Origin of the sequence: Fulvivirga sediminis, assembly GCF_016757215.1 — a bacterium.
In the GTDB taxonomy this organism is placed as follows: Bacteria; Bacteroidota; Bacteroidia; order Cytophagales; family Cyclobacteriaceae; genus Fulvivirga; species Fulvivirga sediminis.
Map to the genome: position 1 here is coordinate 254,318 of NZ_JAESIY010000008.1, position 22,050 is coordinate 276,367.

A 22,050-nucleotide genomic window follows, 5' to 3' on the forward strand; every position below is an offset into this window, starting at 1 on the left:
CGTAATACCTTGATGTTTATTTCTTTGAAACGCAGATTATTTTTTAGCTCTAATATTTTTCTGTTATTTTTTTTATTTATTGGATGCGTATCTGCTTTTGGGCAGAGTGCTAACTGTTCACAAAGCGCTAGTTTTGGAGTGCTCACCTCAACCAGTCTTAACTGTGGGGGAGATGAAGTGATCAGAACGGTTGTAGCCTCCAGCTCTAGCTGGTCAAATGCTGATTTAATTCAGGTAAATGTGAACTGGGCAGACGGTACTACGGAAGTTTTAGATCTGACCTACATAGGGGCAGTAGGAGAGTGGAGAGTTCAGATGAGGCATACTTATCTTGATAACGGCCCCACATGTAGCTATGAGGCATCTGCTCAGCTAATGATCAACGGAGCTTCTTGTACCGGTGCGGATTTGAATCAGGATTTTCTTGTTATAGTATATGATGAGCTGGACAATCCCAATGTTGGAGAGCAGGTTATGCGTCATGATCCATCTTCAGCTGGAAATGAGCAGGGAGACGAGATTCATATTTGTGAGGGAGAAACTAGTCCTATTAGAGCAAGAGATGAAAGTGAATTTAACTGTACCCAACCTGATTTAGTTGATGCTTCAACAGGTACAGATGCGCGTAATAGAGAAGAGCGCTGGGTGCAATATGTTTATGGAACCAGCTCCAGTATTACAGGTAATGTAACTATTGGCGGTGTAGAAGTGACGTCCTTACCTTATTATGGCCCTGTAGTGTTTATAGGAGATAATACACCTAACCCAGATAATGAGCTTACGTTGGATATTCAACTACCAGAAACTGCTCTAACAGGTGAAATATTTGAAGTGGAGCTAAGAAGCTGGAATGTTTGTAATCCTTATGATAATAATACGTCTGATGGAGACTATTTAAATCCAGTAGCAGGAAGTTTTGATCCCTCTGTTAATCCTAATTTCGGAAGTTTCCCTAATGGAAGTGAAGATCCTGTAACTACTAACAAAATTATCAGGGTAGTAGATAAGCCTTTACCACTTACTCCTATTGATAAAGTCATTTGTGAAGGAGAGACAGTGCCTAACTTCGAAGTATCGGTACCTCAACCAAGTTTATATATTAACTGGTTTGATGCTGACCCCAGAGCAGGAGGTAATTATATTACTAACTACTGGAACAATTCAAATACATTGCCTCCTAACTTATATCCAGGAGGAATAAACACCAATGTGCCTGGCATTTACAGTGTATGGGTAACTTATAATGCTGCTGCGGGCTTGCAGTGTGAAAGTGATCCTGTTCAGGTATTTATAGAAATCAAGGAAGATTTAGATCAACCAGGTGTTATTACCCCTGATGATCCTGTTTGTAGAGATGATCAGGATGTGGTTTTCAGTGTTTCAGACCCTGCAGGAGTGGGCGTGAAGTACGTATGGTTTGTTAGCGGCACAGGTATTACCATAGATGGATCTAATGAAGGCAGCTCTGTAGTGGTAGACTTTAACGTTCCTGGGAATTTTACCTCTACTACTCGAGAAATATCGGTAGTTAGACAATATGTAATGAATCCTGCTTGTGAATCTGATGTAAGAACTTTAACTATCCCGATTTCAGGAGGTCCCACTGCTGGAGTATCAGGAGGAGGTGCAGTTTGTGCCGGTCTTCCTGCAGATGATATCGTTTTTACTTTTAATAGTGATTTCCCTGCTGATTTCGATTTTATAATTGAAGTGTATGAAAATGGTGCTTCAACTCCGTCTGCTTATATAACCGAAAGTAATTATACAAGTAATACTTATGTCATCCCTGACCCAGCGCCTAGCGTAGAGACAGAGTACAGGTTGGTAATGTTATCTGATGCGGCAGGTTGTGATGAGTCTTTAAATATATCTAACACCATAACTATAGGAGGTACACCCCCTACAGTAAGTGAAGTTAGATTAATAGGTGGCCCAGTTTGTGATGATGGTGCTAGTACTTCAACGGCCTATATTGAAATTGAAGTTATCGACCATTCTGTTAAAAGTTATGAGATTCGGTATAGAATTGATGGGGGCTCTATTATAAGAGCTACGCTTAATTCAAATGCTAGTGGTATAATGAGGTTAGTGCCTGATTTTATCAATGAATTAGGAAGTGCAACTGGTAGTTATGTTTATGAAATACTTTCAATAAAGGAATCTGCTTCAGGTTGTATTACAGATGTTAATGAAACAGAAACAATAGTTATCAATCCTCGCCCTGATGCAGGCACAGGTGGCGATGATGTCATCGCTTGCCAGACGGATATTTTTAGTGCCGCTATACAAGTAGATGCTCCTGGAGCAGGGCTTACTGTAGATTGGTATGCAGGAGATACTCCTAGTACAAGTATCTTGCTTAGTGGAAATCACGTATTCACACCTGGAGCAGCAGGAACCTATTATGCAGAAGTAAGGAATACAACCACTGGCTGTGTAAGTGCAGATAGGGTGCCTGTAAAATTGATAATGGATAGAGTGCCATCTACTGCTGATGCAGGAGCTACCCCTGCGCCATTCTGTGAAGATTTTTATGATCTTTCCGCTACCGCACCTACTTCAGGTAGTGGTGTTTGGACTTACCCGGGCATGCTTTATTCTCAGAGTTTTGCTGGTGTGCCTGATGGAACTACTTCAGGTACAGGTATTTTCGGATGGACATCACAAGCTGATCAGAGTCAGTTAGTGGATGCTAATGATTACTTTGAAGTTCGTGGAGGAAGGTTTGAAGCCAGAGATATAGACAGTGAAGGCGTCTGGACATCTAGTTCAATAGACATATCAGGGGTTAGCGATATGGATTTTGAAATTTCACTGGCTCAGTCAGGTACTATGGAATCAACTGGATCAGGAAGAGATTATGTAGGTGTGTATTACCAAATAGATGGAGGAGCTGAGGTTCTTATTGGAGGTGAGCAATCGGGAAATTTCGGGAGTGTAAATATTTCTGAAACTATTCCTGGTGGCGGTTCTTCATTGGTGATCATAGTACGATTAAGAAATAACTCTGATGATGAGATTATCAGCTTTGATGATATAGTGCTGAAATCAAAAAATAGCTCGGTGGTAATTGATGACGTATATGATCCTACCACTAGAATTTCAGGATTACCAGTAGGTACTACCACTGTAACCTGGACAGTAAGTAGCGATTATGGTGTTTGTGCCGCAAGTATTGCGACTATTGACTTGGAAAGGTTGCCTCCACCATCTGTTACAGATCCTACCCCTGAGGTTTGTGAAGGAATTTCAGGTTCCGGTATATCAGAAGTAGATCTTACAGCTTATATAGATGATATAGTAGGTGCTGCTGTTTCATCTGAAAGGCAAGTGAATTTTTATGAAAATAATGCTTTAACTATTTCTATTGGAGACCCTACTGCTTATGAAGTGAGTAATGGTCAGGTATTATATGTAAATGTTGAAAATACAACCACAGGCTGTACTAATAAAGGCACTGTAACTTTTTCTGTGGTAGGTTTACCTGCAGCCAATGATTTTACGGCAGAACTTTGTGAAGATGTGCTTGATGATGGTATAGTAGATGGAGTAGACCTTACTTTATATGAAGGCGATATTATTGCTCCCGCTGCAGCAGCAGATAGAGTAGTGTCATGGTTCACAGACCCTAGCATGGATCCTGTATATGCCGTTTCTAACCCTTCAAGTGTAGATGGTATTCAGGATGGAGATACGTTTTATGCACTTGTAGATAATAGCGCGGCAGGTTGTTCTGATATTGCAGAGCTTTCTATTATAGTACATCCGCAGCCTAAAGTGAATCCTATACAGGTGTCAGGAAGTACTCCTGATAAAATTACTTTATGTGTTAATGATACAGAGCCTGTGTTTTTTCAGGTCAGTGGTTCTTTAAACCCTAACTCCACTTACCAATGGACTTTACCTGCATCTGGTGAATTTGTAGTAGAAAGTGGAACTACTCTTAATAACTTCTTTCTTCCTCTAACTTTTCCTAATACTGTGCCTGCACCAGGGTTGCCTATTAGTATAGTAGAAACCACTGCTAACGGTTGTGAAGGAGAGCCAAACACAATTATGGTTACTGTAGTGAGTATACCAGATAAGCCAGTGATTCTTGGAGAAGATGAAGTTTGTGAAGGTCAAGAAAATGTAACTTATAGAATTAGTAGCCCTAATGTTGGTTCTCAATACATATGGAGTGTGCCAGGAGCATTAGGGTCGATTGTTAGTGGTCAAAACTCTGATGAAATCATAGTTAATATAGGTAGTCAGCCTGGAAATTATCAGGTCACTGTTAGGGAAATAAGCTCTAATGCCTGCGAGAGCCCAGCGGCAGACCCATTTGATGTAGCGGTTTATGGTCAACCGAATATGACTTCGGGCAATAGTGCAATCCTTTGTAGTGGCACTTCGGTTGATAGTGAATTAATTTTCACTTCAGATATACCCACAGCAGGTTTTGAATGGCAAGTAATTTCTAAACCAGGACCTGTAGGTGGTACGGCAGTAGGAAATACGGGGACTGGAAATATTACTGATGTCTTAACCAATGGTTCTACATCAGTAGTGCAGGTGACGTATGAGGTGACGCCTATCGGTCCTGCTCCCGGCACATGCCCTGGACCAAGTCAGTTTATATTTGTTTCGGTAGAGCCTGAGCCAGTTTTAAATGTAGCAGGGCCTGGTGTAGTATGTAATGGTAATAACATTAGTTTACAAATTACAACTCCTATATCTCCTACCAATGCAGCTGATCTTTCTTATGATTACAGAGCAGAAAGCTCTGATGATGCTAACACCGGAGGAACAGCGTATATATCTGCAACGGACAGACCTTATAATACTACACTTAATGGCACTTTGATCAATAACAGTGATGAGGACATTACGGTAACCTTTTTCTTTACTCCTAAATTTGACGGATGTGCTTCCGGTGATGAAGTTGAGAAGATGGTAATAGTGGAGCCTTCTCCTAAAATTGAGATGGTTAACAATAGTCCTAGAATTTGTAATGGAGAAACCATAGATATAGATATAATAAGTCCTACCGTTCCAAGTGTACCAGGTGATTTATATTTTAATTACACAACACTTTCTTCCGATCTAGGAGCAACAGGAGGTTCTGCATTTGTAGGATCGCCGACAGTGAGGAATTTTCCTACTACTTTAAACGGTACGCTCACTAACAGTGGAGATCGTTATATTACTGTTGAGTTTGAGGCACAGGCTCATTTAGATGGTTGTGGAACTTCAATAGTGTCTACAGAATCAGTAATAGTAGAGCCGACACCAAAAGCTACGTTAAATAACAGAGCTCCAAATATTTGTAGTGGAGAAAATATCAATATTGACGTTACTTCACCTACCACTGTTAGTCCTGGTAGCGTTTTAACCTATGATTATACTGCGGTTAGTTCAAATGGAACTGTTACCCATGGCAGTGCCATGGTAGGAGGTACCAATTCACCTTTTGGTACTAGTTTAACTGGAGATATAATAAACAATGGAAATAGTAGCATTACGGTGACTTTTACAATTACTCCTTATGTAAATGGATGTGTAAAAGGCTCTGACGTTACCACTACTGTGGTGGTAGAGCCAGCCCCAGTGGCTTTGTTGGCTAATAACAACAAGATAATTTGTAGTGGAGGTTCTGTGAATATTAATGTGTCTTCAACTACTAATATTAATGACCCTTCCAAGTTAAGGTATAGCTATATTGTGAATGCTCCTGTAGGAATTGGAGGTACGGCACTAGCCTCAGGTAATGGTAACTTCCCAGGAAATATTTCAGGTACATTAACTAATAGTACTGATGAAGCCCTAGATGTGACTTATGTAGTTACACCACAAATAGATGGCTGCACTCCGGGGTTTGATGTAACGGAAACAGTTACAGTAGAGCCTGTTCCAAAAGCAATTCCTCAGCAAGTGTCGTTAACGGTTTGTGATAATGAATATTTTGAAGTGGATGTACTTAGTCCTACTCAGCCTACAGATATTAATAATCTTACTTATAACTATGTTGTCAGCAGTTCTAATGCAGCTTTCATTAGCGGATCTGCCTATGCTGATAGAAATGGATTGATATTCGGAGTTGATAAAATTGAAGGGGAACTGCATAATAGCAGTGATAATGTAGTTACTGTTACTTACACTGTAACTCCTATGTTAAACGGTTGTGCGGCAGGACCGACTAGAGGAGTTGAAGTGATTGTGGAACCTAGTCCTAAATTAAGATTAACCAACAATAGACCCGCCATTTGTAATGGAGGACAAATAAATATATCAGTAGATTTACAAAGCACAGGCACTGATAATACAAAATATTCATATTCATATAGTGCGAGTAGTACTAATCCAGGAGTCTCTGGTGCAGGAATGACAGCGGGTAATGGTACTTTCCCTACCAGTGATATTGCTGGTGACCTAATAAACACTTCAGATGAAGCTGCCAAAGTCGATTATGAGTTCATACCTCATTATGCAGGTTGCGCGGATGGAGCTCCTCAATATCTCAGCGTGATAGTAGAGCCTACGCCTTCCTTAGAATTTGATAATAAATCACCACAAATATGTTCTGGTGAAGCAGTAAATATTGATGTATGGAGCAATACCTTGCCGACAGATGTTAATGGTTTGACTTTTAGTTATAGTTTTAGTGCTGATGGGCCAATTGAAGGTTCGGGTGCTTCAGGAGCTTCCGGAAGAAGTCAGCCTTTTAATATTAATGGTAATTTAACCAATCCAGGAAATGCTCCAGTAACAGTCACTTATTTAATTACTCCACAGTTAAGTGGTTGTAATAATGGTACTCCTGTACCTGTTGAGGTAGTGGTTGAGCCTGTTCCTAAAGTGGAAATCGATAATCGAACACCCATAGTATGTAATAATGAAGAGGTGGAAATAGAGGTAACTATCCCTACGATTTCTAGTGGTGGAGGTTTGACTTTTGATGTAGCTACGAGCTCTTCACCTAACGGTGCCATTTCAGGTGCTGGCTACAATTTCCCTGGTACTGACCTTCCTTCAGGTACAGTAATAGGGGGAGCGCTTACAAATAATAGTAATGAAGTAGTTACAGTTACCTATACCATTACACCTAAGCTAGATGGTTGTTCTGTAGGAAAAGCACAAACGGCCACGGTAGTGGTAGAGCCCACCCCAAGTGTGCAGGCAGTAAATAATGGAGATGACTGGGTGTGTAGTGGAGGAAATGTAAATATTACAATTGACTCACCTACAAAACCTAATATTCCAGGTAATTTCACACTATCGTATACGGTAAGAAGCACCAATGATGCCGCTATGAGTGGCTCTGCCTGGTCAGGAGCAGGCGGGCGGGGCTTTCCATATTCTATTGGAGGGTCTTTGATTAATAAGAGTAATGAAGTAGTAACTGTAACCTATGATATTACAGCCACATTGGCAGGGTGTGAAGTAGCTACGGATGTCATCAGTATCGATGTGCAGCCCGATCCCGTTTTGAATCCGGTAATAATTGCAGAGCCTATAATTTGTAATAAGGACTTAATATCGCTAACCATCAGTACGCCAACACAAACCAGGAATCTAAGTGATTTGTCTTTTGATTATACGGTGATTAGCTCTGATCCTTCTGCTACAGGAGGTTCAGCTTGGAACGGAGGTCTTGGAAGGACTGGTTTAAGTATTAACCCTACCAATGATTATGTGCTTGATGGTAGACTATCTAATAGCAGTTCGACATATATAACGGTTACTTATACCTTTATTCCTAGAGTGAATGGATGTACAGTAGGAGACCCTGTTGAAGCTCGGGTGCAGGTAGAACCTACACCTCAACTTTCTTATAACATGGTTCATCCATTGCCTGGAAATCATATTTGCTCAGGTGAATTTATAGACTTTGAGGTATTTAATGAAATAAGCCCTGCGAACAGAGCAAATATGACTTTCGATGTAAAAGTAAGTAGCTCTGGTGGCGTAGGTGATATTTCTGGTTCCGCATTTACTGATCTGGAAGATCTGCCTTATCCGAGTAGGATTTATGGTGATTTAATTAATAACACTAATATGCCTCTTGATGTATATTTTGATCTATACCCTAAACTACATAGGTGTACGGCTGCTAGAGAGAGAATTATTGTAAGGATTGAAGGTAGGCCAATAGCTAATTCACCTACCATAGTAGAATGCTCAGATGTGCCGGTTAATCCACTGAAAACAGTTAATCTCACAGACTATAATAGGCGAGTAAATGCTGGCAGTGGTGTGACAATCTCATGGTTTAGAGATATTTTCATGAACTCACCAGTGCCCGATGAAACAGCTTATACCGTTTTAGATGGCTTTGTACTTTATGCCAGAGTTGAAAATGATGCTACAGGGTGTTATAATGTAGGAACTGTAACTTTTCAAATCAATCCGCAGCCAGAAGTAACGGCTGTAGTTAGCTATTACGATGGCATTTATGGAGTGAGTTGTGTAGGAGCAGAAGATGGTGAAATTTTAGCCACCTCTTCAAATGTTATAGGTGTTCCTACTTTTGAATTGTATAAAGCTAGTGATTTGTTCAATCGCTTAGAGTCTAACCAAGATGGTCGTTTTACAGGGGTAGCCGCAGGACAATACTATATAGCGGTTTACAATGAAGGGGACCCCAGCTGTAATGGGATGACCTTATCGCCTATTAACTTACCAGCTCCACCTCCAATGAGTGGAGGAGTAGTGGCGGCACCTCCAACAGGTATTTGTGCGGGAGAAGTTCCTGGGGTTTTCTCAGAAATGTCTCCTCCTTATGGTGGTACTACCGGAGGTAGCGGATATTTATATCAATGGCAGTATTCTGAAGACGGTGTGACCTTTACTGATATTGCTGGGGCTAATGATGCATCTTATCAGCATGGTGTAATTACCGACCCTGGTACGTATTATTTTAGAAGAGAAGCAACTACACCTAATGGATGCGGGCCTGTTTATTCTAATGGGGGAGATCCTTTGGAAGTGGTGGTAAATACCATTCCAGATGGGGTTATTGTTGGTCCGAGTGATGTGGTTTGTCAGGGAGATCCTATTCAAATCGACTTTAATTTCTTTAATGGCGATGTAAGCCTGGGCTTATCGCAGGCTCCTTATACATTCGAGTATATGGACCCTCATGGCAATATTAGTCAACGTTTGGCAGGAGATAATGCTTCTGTATTTGTAAATAGTGCAGATGCCGATTTACACGAAGGAGACTGGACCTTGCTTACAGTAACAGATAGAAATGGTTGTACCAGTGCTCCCAATGTAGTGGCCGCTGTTGACATAGAGGATTTAGACGCTGATTTTGAATTTAGCGTGTCAGACAATTGTAGTCCTGCGCTCTATACCTTCACATATGATCAAGTTAGTGGGGTGACGTATACTTTTAACTGGCAGGACGGTACTCCTAATGAAGTGATTGTCGCCACTACAGATGAACCTGGAAAAACAGTAACTCACGTGTTTCAAAATGCATCTACAGGCTCGTTAGTTTATTATAATGTTATATTAAATGCAGAAAAAAATGGAGTTGTCTGCAGCCCTTCAGTAGAAAAATCTGTAGCAGTTAATCCTGGAGTAATTCCATCTGTGTTTGCTCAAAATCCTATAGTTTGTAGTGGAGATCTAATTCGCATTAGTAATTCATCGCAAGGAGCTGTTTCTCATGATTGGAAGTTAACTGATCCTGTTACAGGAACTGAACTCTTGACTTCTACAGAGGTGTTCCCTTCTAATTGGAAGATAGATAATATTACAGGGCCTAACCCCAAGACATATACGGTGGAGTATTCTGGTGTTAGTGCTAATGGGTGTTCTTCTCCTGCTGCATCTTTTAACATTCAGGTATATAAACAAGTGGGAGCTGAATTTTCAGTTATTAATCAAGATGATTTTATTGCCGGATCTGCAGACGTATCTTTTCAGATTACATCACCAATAGATCAAACCGAGTTTTCTTATAGCTGGGATTTCGGTAATGGTGAGACCCGGGGCGATGTCGATCCTAATGAAATTCAAACAGTAACTTATTATCAACCAAGAGATTATAAGGTGTTTTTGAGGGTTGAGAATCGAGCCTCTAGCAGTGTGTGTGATTCAATATATACTGGAGATGTTATATTTACTACTCAGCCTATAATTCCTGATTTCGATTTATCTACCACGATGACTTGTGCTGGTTCAGAAATTAATGTAACCAACAGAACTACAGGTGAGGTTAATCGCTTTGAATGGTCTATTTTTGATGATAATAATCGAGAGGTTTACAGTAAAACAGATGAAGTAACACCTGGAGATGTAGATCCTTCGGCTAACTTCAATTTCAAAATTAGTAGGGAAGGAGTATATAATGTACAGCTGATAGCCAGCAATACCTATAATAATAAATCAGAAAAGCTGGTTAAATCTGGTGTTCTCGAAATATTCGCAGCGCCAAATGCTAATTTTGACTATAGGCCAGATGAAGTTTTTATACCAGATCAGCCAGTAATTACTTTTAACTATACAGAAGGGGCTAACCGTTACACTTGGGATTTTGGTGATGGTACTATTTCTCAAGAATTTGAACCACAACATAGATATCAGTATGAAGGCGAATTTGATATTACTTTAAAAGCGTATGCTGACTATGGGAATGGAACTATCTGTGAAGATCAGGTAACAAGGTCGGTGAAAGCTACTGATGGAGGATTCACAAAAGTACCTAATGCCTTTACACCTAATACATCAGGGCCTTCAGGAGATGGTAGGATAATTAATGAAGTAGATAATGATATCTTCCTACCTATTACCAAGGGAGTAGAGGAGTTCGAAATGCTCATTTTCGATCGATGGGGTAATTTGATATTTGAGAGCCGAGATCAGACTATAGGCTGGGATGGTTATGACAGTAATGATCAACTTATGCCAGCGGGTGTATATGTATTTAAATTAACATTGCGCTTATCAAATGGCGAGCGCACCACTAGGATAGGAGACGTAACACTAATCAGGTAATTTTTTTAAGAGCTAGCGTATGTATCGATTTTTAATAATAGCTGTAGTGGTGTTAGTGAGTGCTACAGGTCAGGTGAGGGCTCAAGATCCTCAGTTTTCACAATATTATTCAGCACCATTATACTTAAATCCAGGGTTTACCGGAATTACTCAAGAGCATAGAGTCACTTTTAACCATAGGTTGCAGTGGCCTAACTTACCGCAGGCATTTTCTACTTATTCAGCATCATATGATGTGTTTGTTGATGAGCTAAGAAGTGGTTTTGGAATTATGGCTTCCACTGATAAAATGGGGTCAGCGGGGTGGAGAACCTCTTATGTGGGATTTTTATATTCATATAAAGTAAGGCTGAGTGAAAACTGGGTGTTTTCTCCAGGCCTTTATTTTGCCTACGGAAGTAATGGTCTTGATCGTTCAAAACTTATGCTAAGAGATGGACTTGAGTATGACGGGCAGTCAATTGACCCGGAAGTAAATCGATTAGGAAATCAGAATTTCTTCGACTTTTCTGCCGGAATGGTACTTTATAATCGCAGCTTGTGGCTTGGTGTAGCCTCTTATCATATGAATAAGCCTAATATATCCATTTTAGGTGATGAGAGTAGGCTGCCTATTAAGGTAAACGTGCATGGAGGCATGAAGCTGCCATTGTATTCAGGCCCTCGAAAATTGGCCCGAGTATCATACATTACTCCTTCTTTTGTGTACAAGTTTCAAGGCTCTCAATTTCAACAATTAGATGTTGGTTTACAATATCATATCGATCCTGTGGCAGTAGGGGTGTGGTACAGAGGTATTCCCATTAAAGATGATATAGATAATGAGGGTGAAGTTTTGCAAATAGTTCAGAGAGATGCTTTGGTTTTGGTAATGAGCTTTATGCTTAAGAACCTGCAAATAGGATACAGTTATGACTTTACAGTTTCTGGCTTAGGAACTACCACGGGAGGATCGCATGAGATCTCACTTGTTTATGAGTTTTCTAATGATAAGCGAAAGAAAAAGAAAGCCATGAAATTGATTCCGTGCCCTTCATTTAATAGTAAATCTGGATTTTGGAATTAGAGATTTAAAACAGTTTGTAATATCACAGAGGCGACTTTTTAATTTAAATACTAACTTTGTCGCTTAACCAAATTAAGGAATAAAAAGTCATATCTCGATTATGTGACTCATGTGATATGGATTATACAGATCAGCTGGAGAAAAAACCTATTTTTCAGGTAGTAAGACAAGCCGCAGATGAGCTAGGTGTGGAGGCGTACGTAATAGGAGGGTATGTAAGAGATTTGTTACTCAAGCGTCCTTCTAAAGATATAGATTTCGTTTGTGTAGGTAGCGGCATAGAGTTGGCGAAGAAAGTAGCTGAAAAATTAGACAATTCTCATCTTTCTGTATTTAAAAACTTTGGAACGGCACAGGTAAAAGCAGGAGATTGGGAATATGAGTTTGTAGGTGCTAGAAAGGAATCTTATAGAAGGGACAGCCGTAAGCCTATTGTAGAAGATGGTACGCTGGAAGATGATCAGAACCGTAGAGATTTTACCATTAACGCTCTGGCGATAGGCCTGTCTACTGATATTTATGGTAAAATGCTTGATCCTTTTGGAGGGCAGAAGGACCTGAAAAGGAAGATGATAAAAACGCCGCTTGATCCTGATATTACTTTTTCAGATGATCCTTTGCGCATGCTAAGAGCCATTCGTTTTGCTACACAACTAACCTTTGATATAGACCCTGATACTTTTGATGGTATAGCAAGGAATGCAGAAAGAATAGCCATAGTGTCTAAGGAGAGAGTTAGTGATGAGCTGAATAAAATAATTCTAGCCAAGACACCTTCCTATGGTTTTAAGCTGTTATTTCATGCCGGTCTGTTAACTCATGTCTTTCCTCAAATGATGGATCTGCACGGAGTAGATGTCATAGATGGTAAATCACATAAGGATAATTTCTACCATACACTTCAGGTACTAGACAATACGGCAAAGCACTCAAATGATTTATGGCTACGTTGGGCTGCTATTTTGCATGATATAGCTAAGCCTGCTACTAAACGTTTTCATAAAAAAGCAGGGTGGACCTTTCACGGTCATGAAGATAAAGGAGCGCGAATGGTACCTAAGATTTTCAGGCAGCTTAAATTACCTTTAAACGATAAAATGCATTATGTGCAGAAGCTTGTTAGGCTTCATTTAAGACCTATAGCTTTGGTGAAAGATAATATTACTGATACAGCAGTGCGCAGGCTGTTATTCGAGGCTGGAGATGACATCGAAGACCTAATGGCACTGTGCAAGGCTGATGTAACTTCTAAGAATGATAGTAAGGTGAAGCGATACCTGGCTAACTTCAAAAAGGTAGAGGAGAAAATGCTAGAAGTGGAAGAGAAGGACCGTATCAGGAATTTTCAACCTCCTATCAGTGGAGAGGAGATTATGAGTCATTTTAAAATTAAGCCTGGAAGAGTAATTGGAGAGATTAAGGAAGAGATTAAAGAGGCTATTCTTGAAGGACAAATAGCTAATAATAAAGAAGACGCCTGGAAGTTTATGCTGGATATTGCATCCCAGAAAGGGCTTTCAACTGAATAAATTCATTACATTTGTCGGTCTTAACTACAAAACCTAACAAAAATGAAAGCTCTTAGAAGAACTACTATACTTGCTTTTTCTTTATTTGTAACGCTCACTGCCTTTGGTCAAGACGAGCAGCAACCAGACGAAAGGAAAGCTCCTTCAGCAGGACAGGTTCTTTCTGGTCATTATGCCAGGGTGTACGGTATGGCTATGAGATACAATGATTATGGTATGGCCAAAAACGCACTTTATAATCTATACGTAGAAAATCCTCAAAACGATTCTATATTATATTCATTGTCAGCATTATACCTACAAACGGGGCAGTATGCTTCTGCAGCTATAAGCTCTCAAGATATTCTACAAATGAAACCTAAGCATACGGGAGCCATGGAAATTTTGGCGGTAAGCTATGAAAATTTAGGGGTGAAAGATAAAGCCTTAGATACCTACGAATCACTGCATTTAGAGTCAGACGATTTTGAAACGCTATATAAAATTGCCTTTTTACAGTATGATTTAAAAAGATATAATGAGAGTATTGCCAATGCAGATATCCTGTTGAGTAAACCTCAGGCTGATTCTTTAACAGTGGTGTATGAAACCGCAGATAAGAAGCAGAAGGAGTACCCTATCAAAGTGGCCATTCTGAACCTTAAGGGGTTAAACGCTCAGGGGCAGGGAAAAAAGTCAGAAGCTAAAAAGCAGTTTGAAGCAGCTTTGAAGGTGTCTCCTGATTTTATCTTGGCAAAGCAAAACCTAGAAGCGATAGAGCAAAAGAAATAGCTCTTTAATAAAAAATATATAAAGGCCATCTCCATTATTACGTTAGGGAGATGGCCTTTTGTTTTATTGCAGGATCAGTTTAGTGGTTTTTTTCATTTCCCCAGATTTAATTGTTAAGTGATATATTCCCTTATCTAATCTTGAAGGAAGGTGTATTTCACTCATTTCAGAGACAATATTGAGCTCAAAGACTATCTTTCCAGCCAGGTCTGTGATGATGAGCTGCTTTTCATCTTCGGCCAGGTTGAGATATCTCAAATCAAGAGTGAAAGTATTATTAATTACCGGATTAGGGTATGCTAATGAATTCGATCTGAATACTTCTTCATGAGCAGTTTTGGCTATTCTAGCTGAACTTCCTGAAGTTCCCCAGTCGAAAACTTCCCATCCTCCAATAGAGCCTCTGTCACAGTACATGGCAGATTCACCATTTTCAGAAGACACATACTTTCCATTGAAACCGCGAAGCGCTACTGAGCCACTCCCCATATCAATCCAATCGAAAGCTTCCCACCCACTAATGGAATTCCGATCGCACATCATCGCTGATTCGCCGTTTTCTGAAGATATAAACTTGCCATTAGATCCTTTTAAACCAACTTTTCCGTCAGTAGTGCTTATTACTGTAAATTGTTCCCAGTTGCTAACCGAAGCACGGTTACACATTATTCCTGACTGACCATTTTCTGAAGATACATACCTGTTATTACTTCCTCTCAACCAAATGGTTTGGCCAATAGGTGCTCCATTATTATCATTCGTGCTACCTGTAAACTTTACTGCCTCATAAAACCCCTGATGAAAAGTAAACCCAGGAGTGCCATTACCTATGTTGTTTTGGCAGAAACTGATCATATTATTATAGGCATTAGCGGGTGGGGTTCCTCCATTCTTAATATAATCCCTTACTTGATTATATTCACTGCCAGGATGGATGGTCCATAGACATCGATCATGATACATTTTCTTAAAAGACCAAGGAAAGTAGCCAACGTTGTTATTAATACACCAATCAGTCATTTCTCTGAGCACAGACATGTCATTCTCACCGTACTCTCCTAAAATTAATGGAACATTCAACCGGTTGGTAGTGGCTAACCTATCATTAAGTGCGGAAACATCATTGGCATAATGGTGTGTTTGATATACTAAATTATTGTCCCACTTAGCATACACACCTGTTTGGCTTTGTGTATAGCCATCTTGCCAGTCTAGCTTGGACATGTCCGACCCCCACCAGCTTCCTTCGGCCACTATAATGTGGTTGTTGTCTACTTCACGAATGGCATTACGCATAGTAATCATTGAAGGCATCAACTCATACTCTCTGCCTGGTTGAGGTACCGGTTCATTAAGAAGATCATATCCCCAAATTACGGGCTCGTTTTTGTAGTGATTGGCAATATGACGCCAGACCTGAGAAGCGATACTGATGTTGTTACCATCCCAAAAATGGACTGACTCTCTCGGTTGGCTGGAGTTGGAATCATTATTATCACTATGGTCTCCTGGGTTTTGATAACCAGGAGCAGCATGCATGTCAAGAAGCACGTACATACCATGGGTTCGACAAAAATTCACAACCCTATCAATATACTGGAAGCCACGATTCGATACACTAGCGCTATTCCAGTCCCAGAACAAATTGAAATGAAAAGGAATTCTTACAGAATTAAATCCCATGTTTTTCAGGTCAATGATAGTCTGTTCGTTTACATAATTCAATCGCCACTGATGCTCAAATTCAATCGCCTGGCTTAAATTGCCTCCAAAGGCAGATTTTACACCATTAAAGAATTGTGTATGAGTTCGGTACTCAAAATCACCCATCATAAGATAACCTTCCCACAATAGCCAGTTCCCCAGATTAATACCTTTCATAAAAACAGTATTGCCGTTATCGTCTACAATCTGATTGCCCTGTGTGTGCAGGTACTGCCCCTGAGTGACTATACTCGAACAGGCTATGATAAAAAAGAATGCAAACATTCTTTTAATGAAATAAAGACATTTCATATTATAATAGATTTAGTTGAACATATAACTTAAAACAATTACCGGTAACGTTTGCAATCATAGTAAAACATCACACAAATTATAAATATATCGCTACGCTTTAATTACGCCTGAATTTTATTTGTAATGAATTTATTACGTCATCATTTTTTAAGGTGCTGTTAATTAGTTGTTTATGAATAGTGTTTGATTTTAAAAACAAAGAGCTGTTTGATTGTATTATAGCGTGATCTTCTGAGATGTCTTAAAATCATACGAAGAAGCTAATACAGGTGAGCTAATCTTTGGGTTCTAGAATTGATAGTTGAATGTTCTTTAAGGGGGTGTTTAATTTCAAGTATTGTATAAAGCTGTGGTTGTAGAAGCAAATTCTTTTGTGGAGCTGCGCCAGTTTCCTGAGTTCGAGGTAGCTTTTGCTGAGGAGTCAAATACCATTTCGAGCAGTGAAATAGCTTTAGAAGACAACAAGCCTGGTATCTACCTATTGGTATTAGAGGTAGGAGGTAAGTCGGTGGTAAAGAGGATTATGATAAAATAAATCTGTTTCTGAGTAATATTATTTCTATATTTGTTGCTTAATAGTTTATTGCTGAATAATAACATTATTGTTGGTTTTATTTTTTAAGAATCGATCTGGTCACACAAAATGATTAGTATCGGTTGACTAAATTTTTTATTAGTGAACCTAAGATACCTATTTCAATTACTTGTAGTAATTGGATTAATACTATGCTATAATATTACCAAGGCGTCTCATATTATAGGAGGAGAATTAACTTACCGATGCACTGGTAATAGCCGTTATGAGATTTTCTTAACTATTTATAGTGATTGCGGATCTCAAGCCATCTTGGAGAGATATTACCCTATCAATTATTACGCTACAGATTTAGGAATAGAAGCCTCAAATCCACTTTCGTTTAACGTGTACAAATCTTCAGTAGAAGAGGTGCCGTTGGCTTGTAGTTCGGCGGTCACCACCTGTAATGGAGGTACAGCACTGGGAGTTCAAAAAGTGGTTTATAGAGGAGTGGTTAACCTACAAGCTTATGAGCCAAGTGAAGATTGGCGATTTTTCTGGCAGCGTGCGGCCAGAAGTGAGATGATTACCAACCTTATCACTCCGCAGTACCAAGATTTTTTTATAGAAGCTTCTATTAATACACAGAAAGCCGCTTGTAATAACTCAGTTACTTTTTCAGGGCCAGCATTGGTTAATGCTTGTAGCAATCAGGAATACACCTTTAATAATGGTGCTGTGGATCCAGATGGAGATGAGTTAAGGTATGCCTTGGCTACTCCTAAGGTAAACTACAATACTGAGGTGGTGTATTCAAGTGCTCATGGTTACAATGCCACTAACTTCATGATTTTTCAAGATGATCCTGTATTTAACCCTAACAGTGGAGACTTAACTTTTAACATCTTACCTTCAGCAGCATATCAGGTAGGCATAACAGATTATAAGGTAGAAGAATATAGAAATGGCGAATTAATAGGCTGGGTGCGTAGAGGTATTCAGGTAACAAGTATTGACTGTGAAAACAAACTACCTGAGATATCTGATTTTAAAGAGGTAAGTTCAGATTCTTACAGCGTTTGCGCAGGAGAAAGTATCAATCTTAGCTTTGATGTTTCAGATGAGGATATGCCTGCAGGAATTAAAGTTTCATTGTTGAGTGGTCCTCTTCGGGCCTTTATGGTGGCAAATAATGACACGCCCAATCCTCAAGGCAGAATTATATGGAATACATCAGTAACTGATGCTGGTGAGTATCAGTTTGTGGTTCAGGCTAGTGATAACTATTGTCCTATTCCGGGTATTACCACCAAGACCTTTACAGTAACAGTTAATTCAGCGCCCGTTTTTGATTTGGGAAAAGATGAGTTAATAGCTTGTGATGATAGAGTTTTGCTAGACCCTGCTATAAATGGAGGGCAGGGTAATTATGACTATAAATGGAGTAATGGCTCAACCGAAGCCACTTTGGAAGCACAGATTGGTGGCTATGGACTTATTGTTACTGACGAGATAGGCTGTTCTTATAAAGACAGTATTAACTTTGAAAATGAAATTTTGGTTAATTTCGGAGCCATACCACGTTGCGCAGGTATTCCGGTTAATTTTTCAGATAGTTCTGTTCATAGAAATTCAGCTAAAAAGATAGTAGGCTGGTCATGGGATTTTGGAGATGGAGGTACATCCAATCTGCAGAATCCAGAGCATACCTTTGCCAAGGCAGATATCTACGATGTAACGCTCACAGTTACTGATGATAGTCCTGCTGCTTGTACTAATAGTTTTACAAAACAAATAATAATATGTGATCCGCCAGAATTTAGTATTAACCTTAGTGGACACTGCACTTATGAAGCACTTAAGTTATTCGTACTGCCGGTCAGTGATACGTGTAGTTTTCTAGATACTCTTATTTATGATTTGGGAGATACGGTGATTAGAAAGGTAAAAACAGATTCTCTATTTTATCAGGTGAGCTGTTCATTTAATAAGGAAGGAGACTACCCGTTCACAGTAACAGGTATTAGTTCTAGTGGATGTGAAAATGTGAAAACAGTAACCTTTCATATAGATCCGAGTCCTGTTGTTAGATTACGTCAAAATAGCTTTTATTTGAAATGTAGCTCCCCAGACTCTTTGTTGCAATCCTTTATCATACAGGAGGGTACAGGTGCTCTTCAATATGAATGGAACAATGGTCTTTCTACTCCGGATATATGGATTAGTAGCTCAGGAGATTATTCTGTTACTGTTACGGATGAGGTGGGGTGTACTTCTTCTGATGGTCTTCGCGTTACCTATCCGTTGCGTGCTAATTTTTCATATGATCCATATTGCGAGGCTGGAGATGTAATTCAATTTCATGATAAAACAGTAGAGTATGTAAATACTATTACCAGCTACAGTTGGGATTTTGACGATCCTGCTTCAGGCGCTAACAATACGTCTTCAGTACCTTCTCCAAAGCATGATTTTACTAATGAAAGAGATTATGCAGTAACACTGGTAGTGAAAGATGATGACGGCTGTGAATCATTTACCAGAAAATATGTTTACAATACCTCTATTGACAATAACTATCAAGTTACACCCGCTTCAGGAGAGATCTGCTTGGGTGATTTCATAGGGTTAGAAGGGCCGCAGGGACCACACATTGATAAGTATACTTATGATTTTAAGGATACGCTGGCATTTGATACATTGAGAGTGTTAAACTATATGTATGATGCTCCAGGTGAGTATGATATTGACCTTAAGGTTCGATATAATTTTAACAATGATGCTACCGGTTCATGTGAAACTGATTTTTCTAAAAAAATGATAGTGCATGAAAATCCTGAGGTAGAGATAAAGGCATCGCAAGACCGTTTTTGTAAAGGCGATGAAATTATATTTAATTATGAATCTACAAAGAAGATTCAATCAGTAGAATGGGATGTTTATAACCAAAAATCGGGAGTGCATTTTATTAGTACTGACAATGAGCTTATATATACATTTAAAGAGCGAGCACAGTTTTCAGTAACCCTTACAGCCACTGATATCAATGGCTGTACTGATACAGATAGAATGAGCGGGTTTGCAGATGAGCTATCCGAGCCAAGTTTCCTAGTTGAAGATGGCGACCTATGCGCAAAGGTGCCGGTTTTATTTAAAGAGAATTTCAGGGATGAGTTTGAAAATATTACAGATTACAGATGGGATTTTGGAGATGGTGAAATTCTGGAAGGTCAGGTGCCGTTTCCGATGATTACTCATTCCTATCAGAGAGGTGGCCAATATTGGGTTACACTTACTGTGATTAATCGTTTTTCGGGTTGTGAAAAAACAACCTCAGCAATACCTGTTAACATCAAGTTTCCTCCTCATATAGATTTTGAGTTTGATGAAGGCTGTGAAAGAAGCCCTGTTCCTTTCACTAACACTACTACTCCAGGAGATGGTGAAATAGCCACTTACCAATGGATTTTCCCTGATGGCACTACCAGCAACGAAGAAAATCCAAGCCATATTTTTGAAAATTCAGGCACTTATCCTGTAAGCCTGGTTTCATCTTCCACTATAGGCTGTTTTGATACACTAACCCAGAGGATTTACATAAAACCATCACCTAGAGCAGGGGTAGAAGTGCAGGGAGGTTTTGTAGAAGCCTTTATTCCTTTTCAGTTTTATGATGATTCTGAAGGAGATATCATTTCTTATTACTGGGATTTTGGTGATGGAGGTACGTCAGAGGAGCGAGATCCGATACATACTTACGATGCCATAACCAAGTACCCTTTAACTCATATAGTTACCAATACTTATGAATGTCAGGATACGCTTATAGTACTACTAGACCTGAATGTTTACTTAGATATTCCTACGGCTTTTTCACCAAATGATGATGGTAAAAATGATGAGTTCAGGTTGATTCAGCAAGGCATTAAGAAACTACACACGTTTAAAATTTATAACCGCCACGGACAGGTGGTTTTTGATGCTGGGGGTGATGTAAATGCCGTTTGGGATGGTACTTATAATGATAGAGCACAGCCTGCAGGGGTGTATATTGCTCATGTTCAAGCTTCTGGAGCTTATGATACCTATTTTAATTTTAAGAAGAATATAACGCTTTTAAGATGAGATTAGTTGGCTTACTGGTAGTCATCTTTTGCCTGTTTATTTCTGTTTGTCAAGCTCAGATACAAGAGGTGAAATTTACCCAATTTTTTAATTTTCCGCTATCTATGCAGCCCGCAGCTACTGGTAATTTTCAGGAGGCTTATCGGGTGGCTGGTATTTATCGAAAGCAATGGAATAGTATAGATTCTGAGTTTCAGACCTTTGGTGTGGCCGGAGATATGAAGTTCAACCGAGGTTTTTACTCTGGCGATAGCTGGGGGGTAGGCTTTTATATTTTAGATGACCACTTGGGGCAAGGACTCATGCAGAGTCAGGAACTTGGGGTATCAGCCGCGTATCATCATCCACTAGATTTTCAAGGGAGACATCGGCTTTCTTTAGGTATTAATTTAAGCTACACCATTTCATCTTTTGATATTAATAAACTTACTTTTGAAAGCCAGTATGTAGGCTTTGTGCCTGATCTTAATGCGCCTAATGGGGAGCCATTCTCTAGCGATAATATGGCTAACTATGATGCGGGAGCAGGTTTGGCTTACAGCTTTTTAATCAACAAAAAATGGCAAACCAGTATCTATGCGTCATGGCTCAATATGGTTCAGCCGCAAGAGAGTTTTTTTAGCGATTCCCTTTCATATGCTCATATGAATAGAAAGCTTATTTCTGGTAAAGTGAAATATACTGTAAACGAGAAAGTAGCGCTTGTGCCGAGATGGCTGGTTAGCCTGCAGCAAAATGAAACAGAAGTGAGCAGTGGTATAGTAGGTGAATATACAGTAGATCAACACAAACGATTTAGGGTAGATTTAGGTACTTTTACCCAGTGGGCTGAATATCTTGTTCTGTATGCCGGCGGCACATATCAAGGCATAGAGCTGCATGTGAGCTATGATTTTTCAATCTCAGGCCTAAAAGAAATTGCAGAGGTGGAAGAGGTAGATTTTTCTAACCCTGGTGTTTTTGAAATATCATTTATTTATAGAGGCCGAAAGAAAAGTGATAAAGGAAGTTATGCGGTACCTTGTAGGATTTTTTAG

At 39.5% G+C, this 22,050-nt stretch carries 8 protein-coding genes; 7 read left to right on the plus strand and 1 reads right to left on the minus strand.

Annotation, left to right across the window (positions count from 1 at the left end; genetic code table 11):
- Positions 1–138 precede the first annotated feature (138 nt).
- The 4 genes from JL102_RS15735 to JL102_RS15750 all read left to right on the plus strand — a co-directional run bounded on the left by JL102_RS15735 (position 139) and on the right by JL102_RS15750 (position 14,352).
- Positions 139–10,986 (plus strand): PKD-like domain-containing protein, encoded by a 10,848-nt coding sequence (locus JL102_RS15735; RefSeq protein WP_202245383.1) that lies wholly within the window; start codon positions 139–141, stop codon positions 10,984–10,986.
- A 19-nt stretch (positions 10,987–11,005) separates the two neighbouring features.
- A complete protein-coding gene (locus JL102_RS15740) occupies positions 11,006–12,052 on the plus strand; it encodes a PorP/SprF family type IX secretion system membrane protein (protein WP_202245384.1) in 1,047 nt (348 codons plus the stop codon).
- A gap of 116 nt (positions 12,053–12,168) precedes the next feature.
- Positions 12,169–13,581 carry a CCA tRNA nucleotidyltransferase gene (locus tag JL102_RS15745; protein ID WP_202245385.1) on the plus strand — a complete coding sequence of 471 codons (1,413 nt, stop codon included), beginning with the start codon at positions 12,169–12,171 and terminating at the stop codon, positions 13,579–13,581.
- Positions 13,582–13,623: 42 nt separating this feature from the next.
- Positions 13,624–14,352, plus strand: a complete 729-nt coding sequence (locus tag JL102_RS15750) for a tetratricopeptide repeat protein (protein ID WP_202245386.1) — start codon at positions 13,624–13,626, stop codon at positions 14,350–14,352.
- Positions 14,353–14,415: 63 nt separating this feature from the next.
- Here the strand turns inward: JL102_RS15750 and JL102_RS15755 are convergent, their stop codons facing one another.
- Positions 14,416–16,341, minus strand: coding sequence for a cellulase family glycosylhydrolase (locus tag JL102_RS15755; protein WP_202245387.1), 1,926 nt, complete (start codon positions 16,339–16,341; stop codon positions 14,416–14,418).
- Between the two features lie 379 nt (positions 16,342–16,720).
- Here JL102_RS15755 and JL102_RS15760 point away from each other — a divergent pair, with 379 nt between their 5' ends.
- From JL102_RS15760 to JL102_RS15770, 3 genes are all read left to right on the plus strand, one after another.
- Positions 16,721–16,906: a T9SS type A sorting domain-containing protein gene (locus JL102_RS15760; RefSeq protein WP_202245388.1), complete on the plus strand. Its 186-nt coding sequence runs from the start codon at positions 16,721–16,723 to the stop codon at positions 16,904–16,906.
- A 141-nt stretch (positions 16,907–17,047) separates the two neighbouring features.
- The gene (locus tag JL102_RS15765) at positions 17,048–21,013 is read left to right on the plus strand and encodes a PKD domain-containing protein (RefSeq protein ID WP_202245389.1); all 3,966 of its coding nucleotides are present in this window, start codon (positions 17,048–17,050) and stop codon (positions 21,011–21,013) included.
- Positions 21,010–22,050 carry a PorP/SprF family type IX secretion system membrane protein gene (locus JL102_RS15770; RefSeq protein WP_202245390.1) on the plus strand — a complete coding sequence of 347 codons (1,041 nt, stop codon included), beginning with the start codon at positions 21,010–21,012 and terminating at the stop codon, positions 22,048–22,050. The genes JL102_RS15765 and JL102_RS15770 overlap by 4 nt, the downstream gene beginning before the upstream one ends.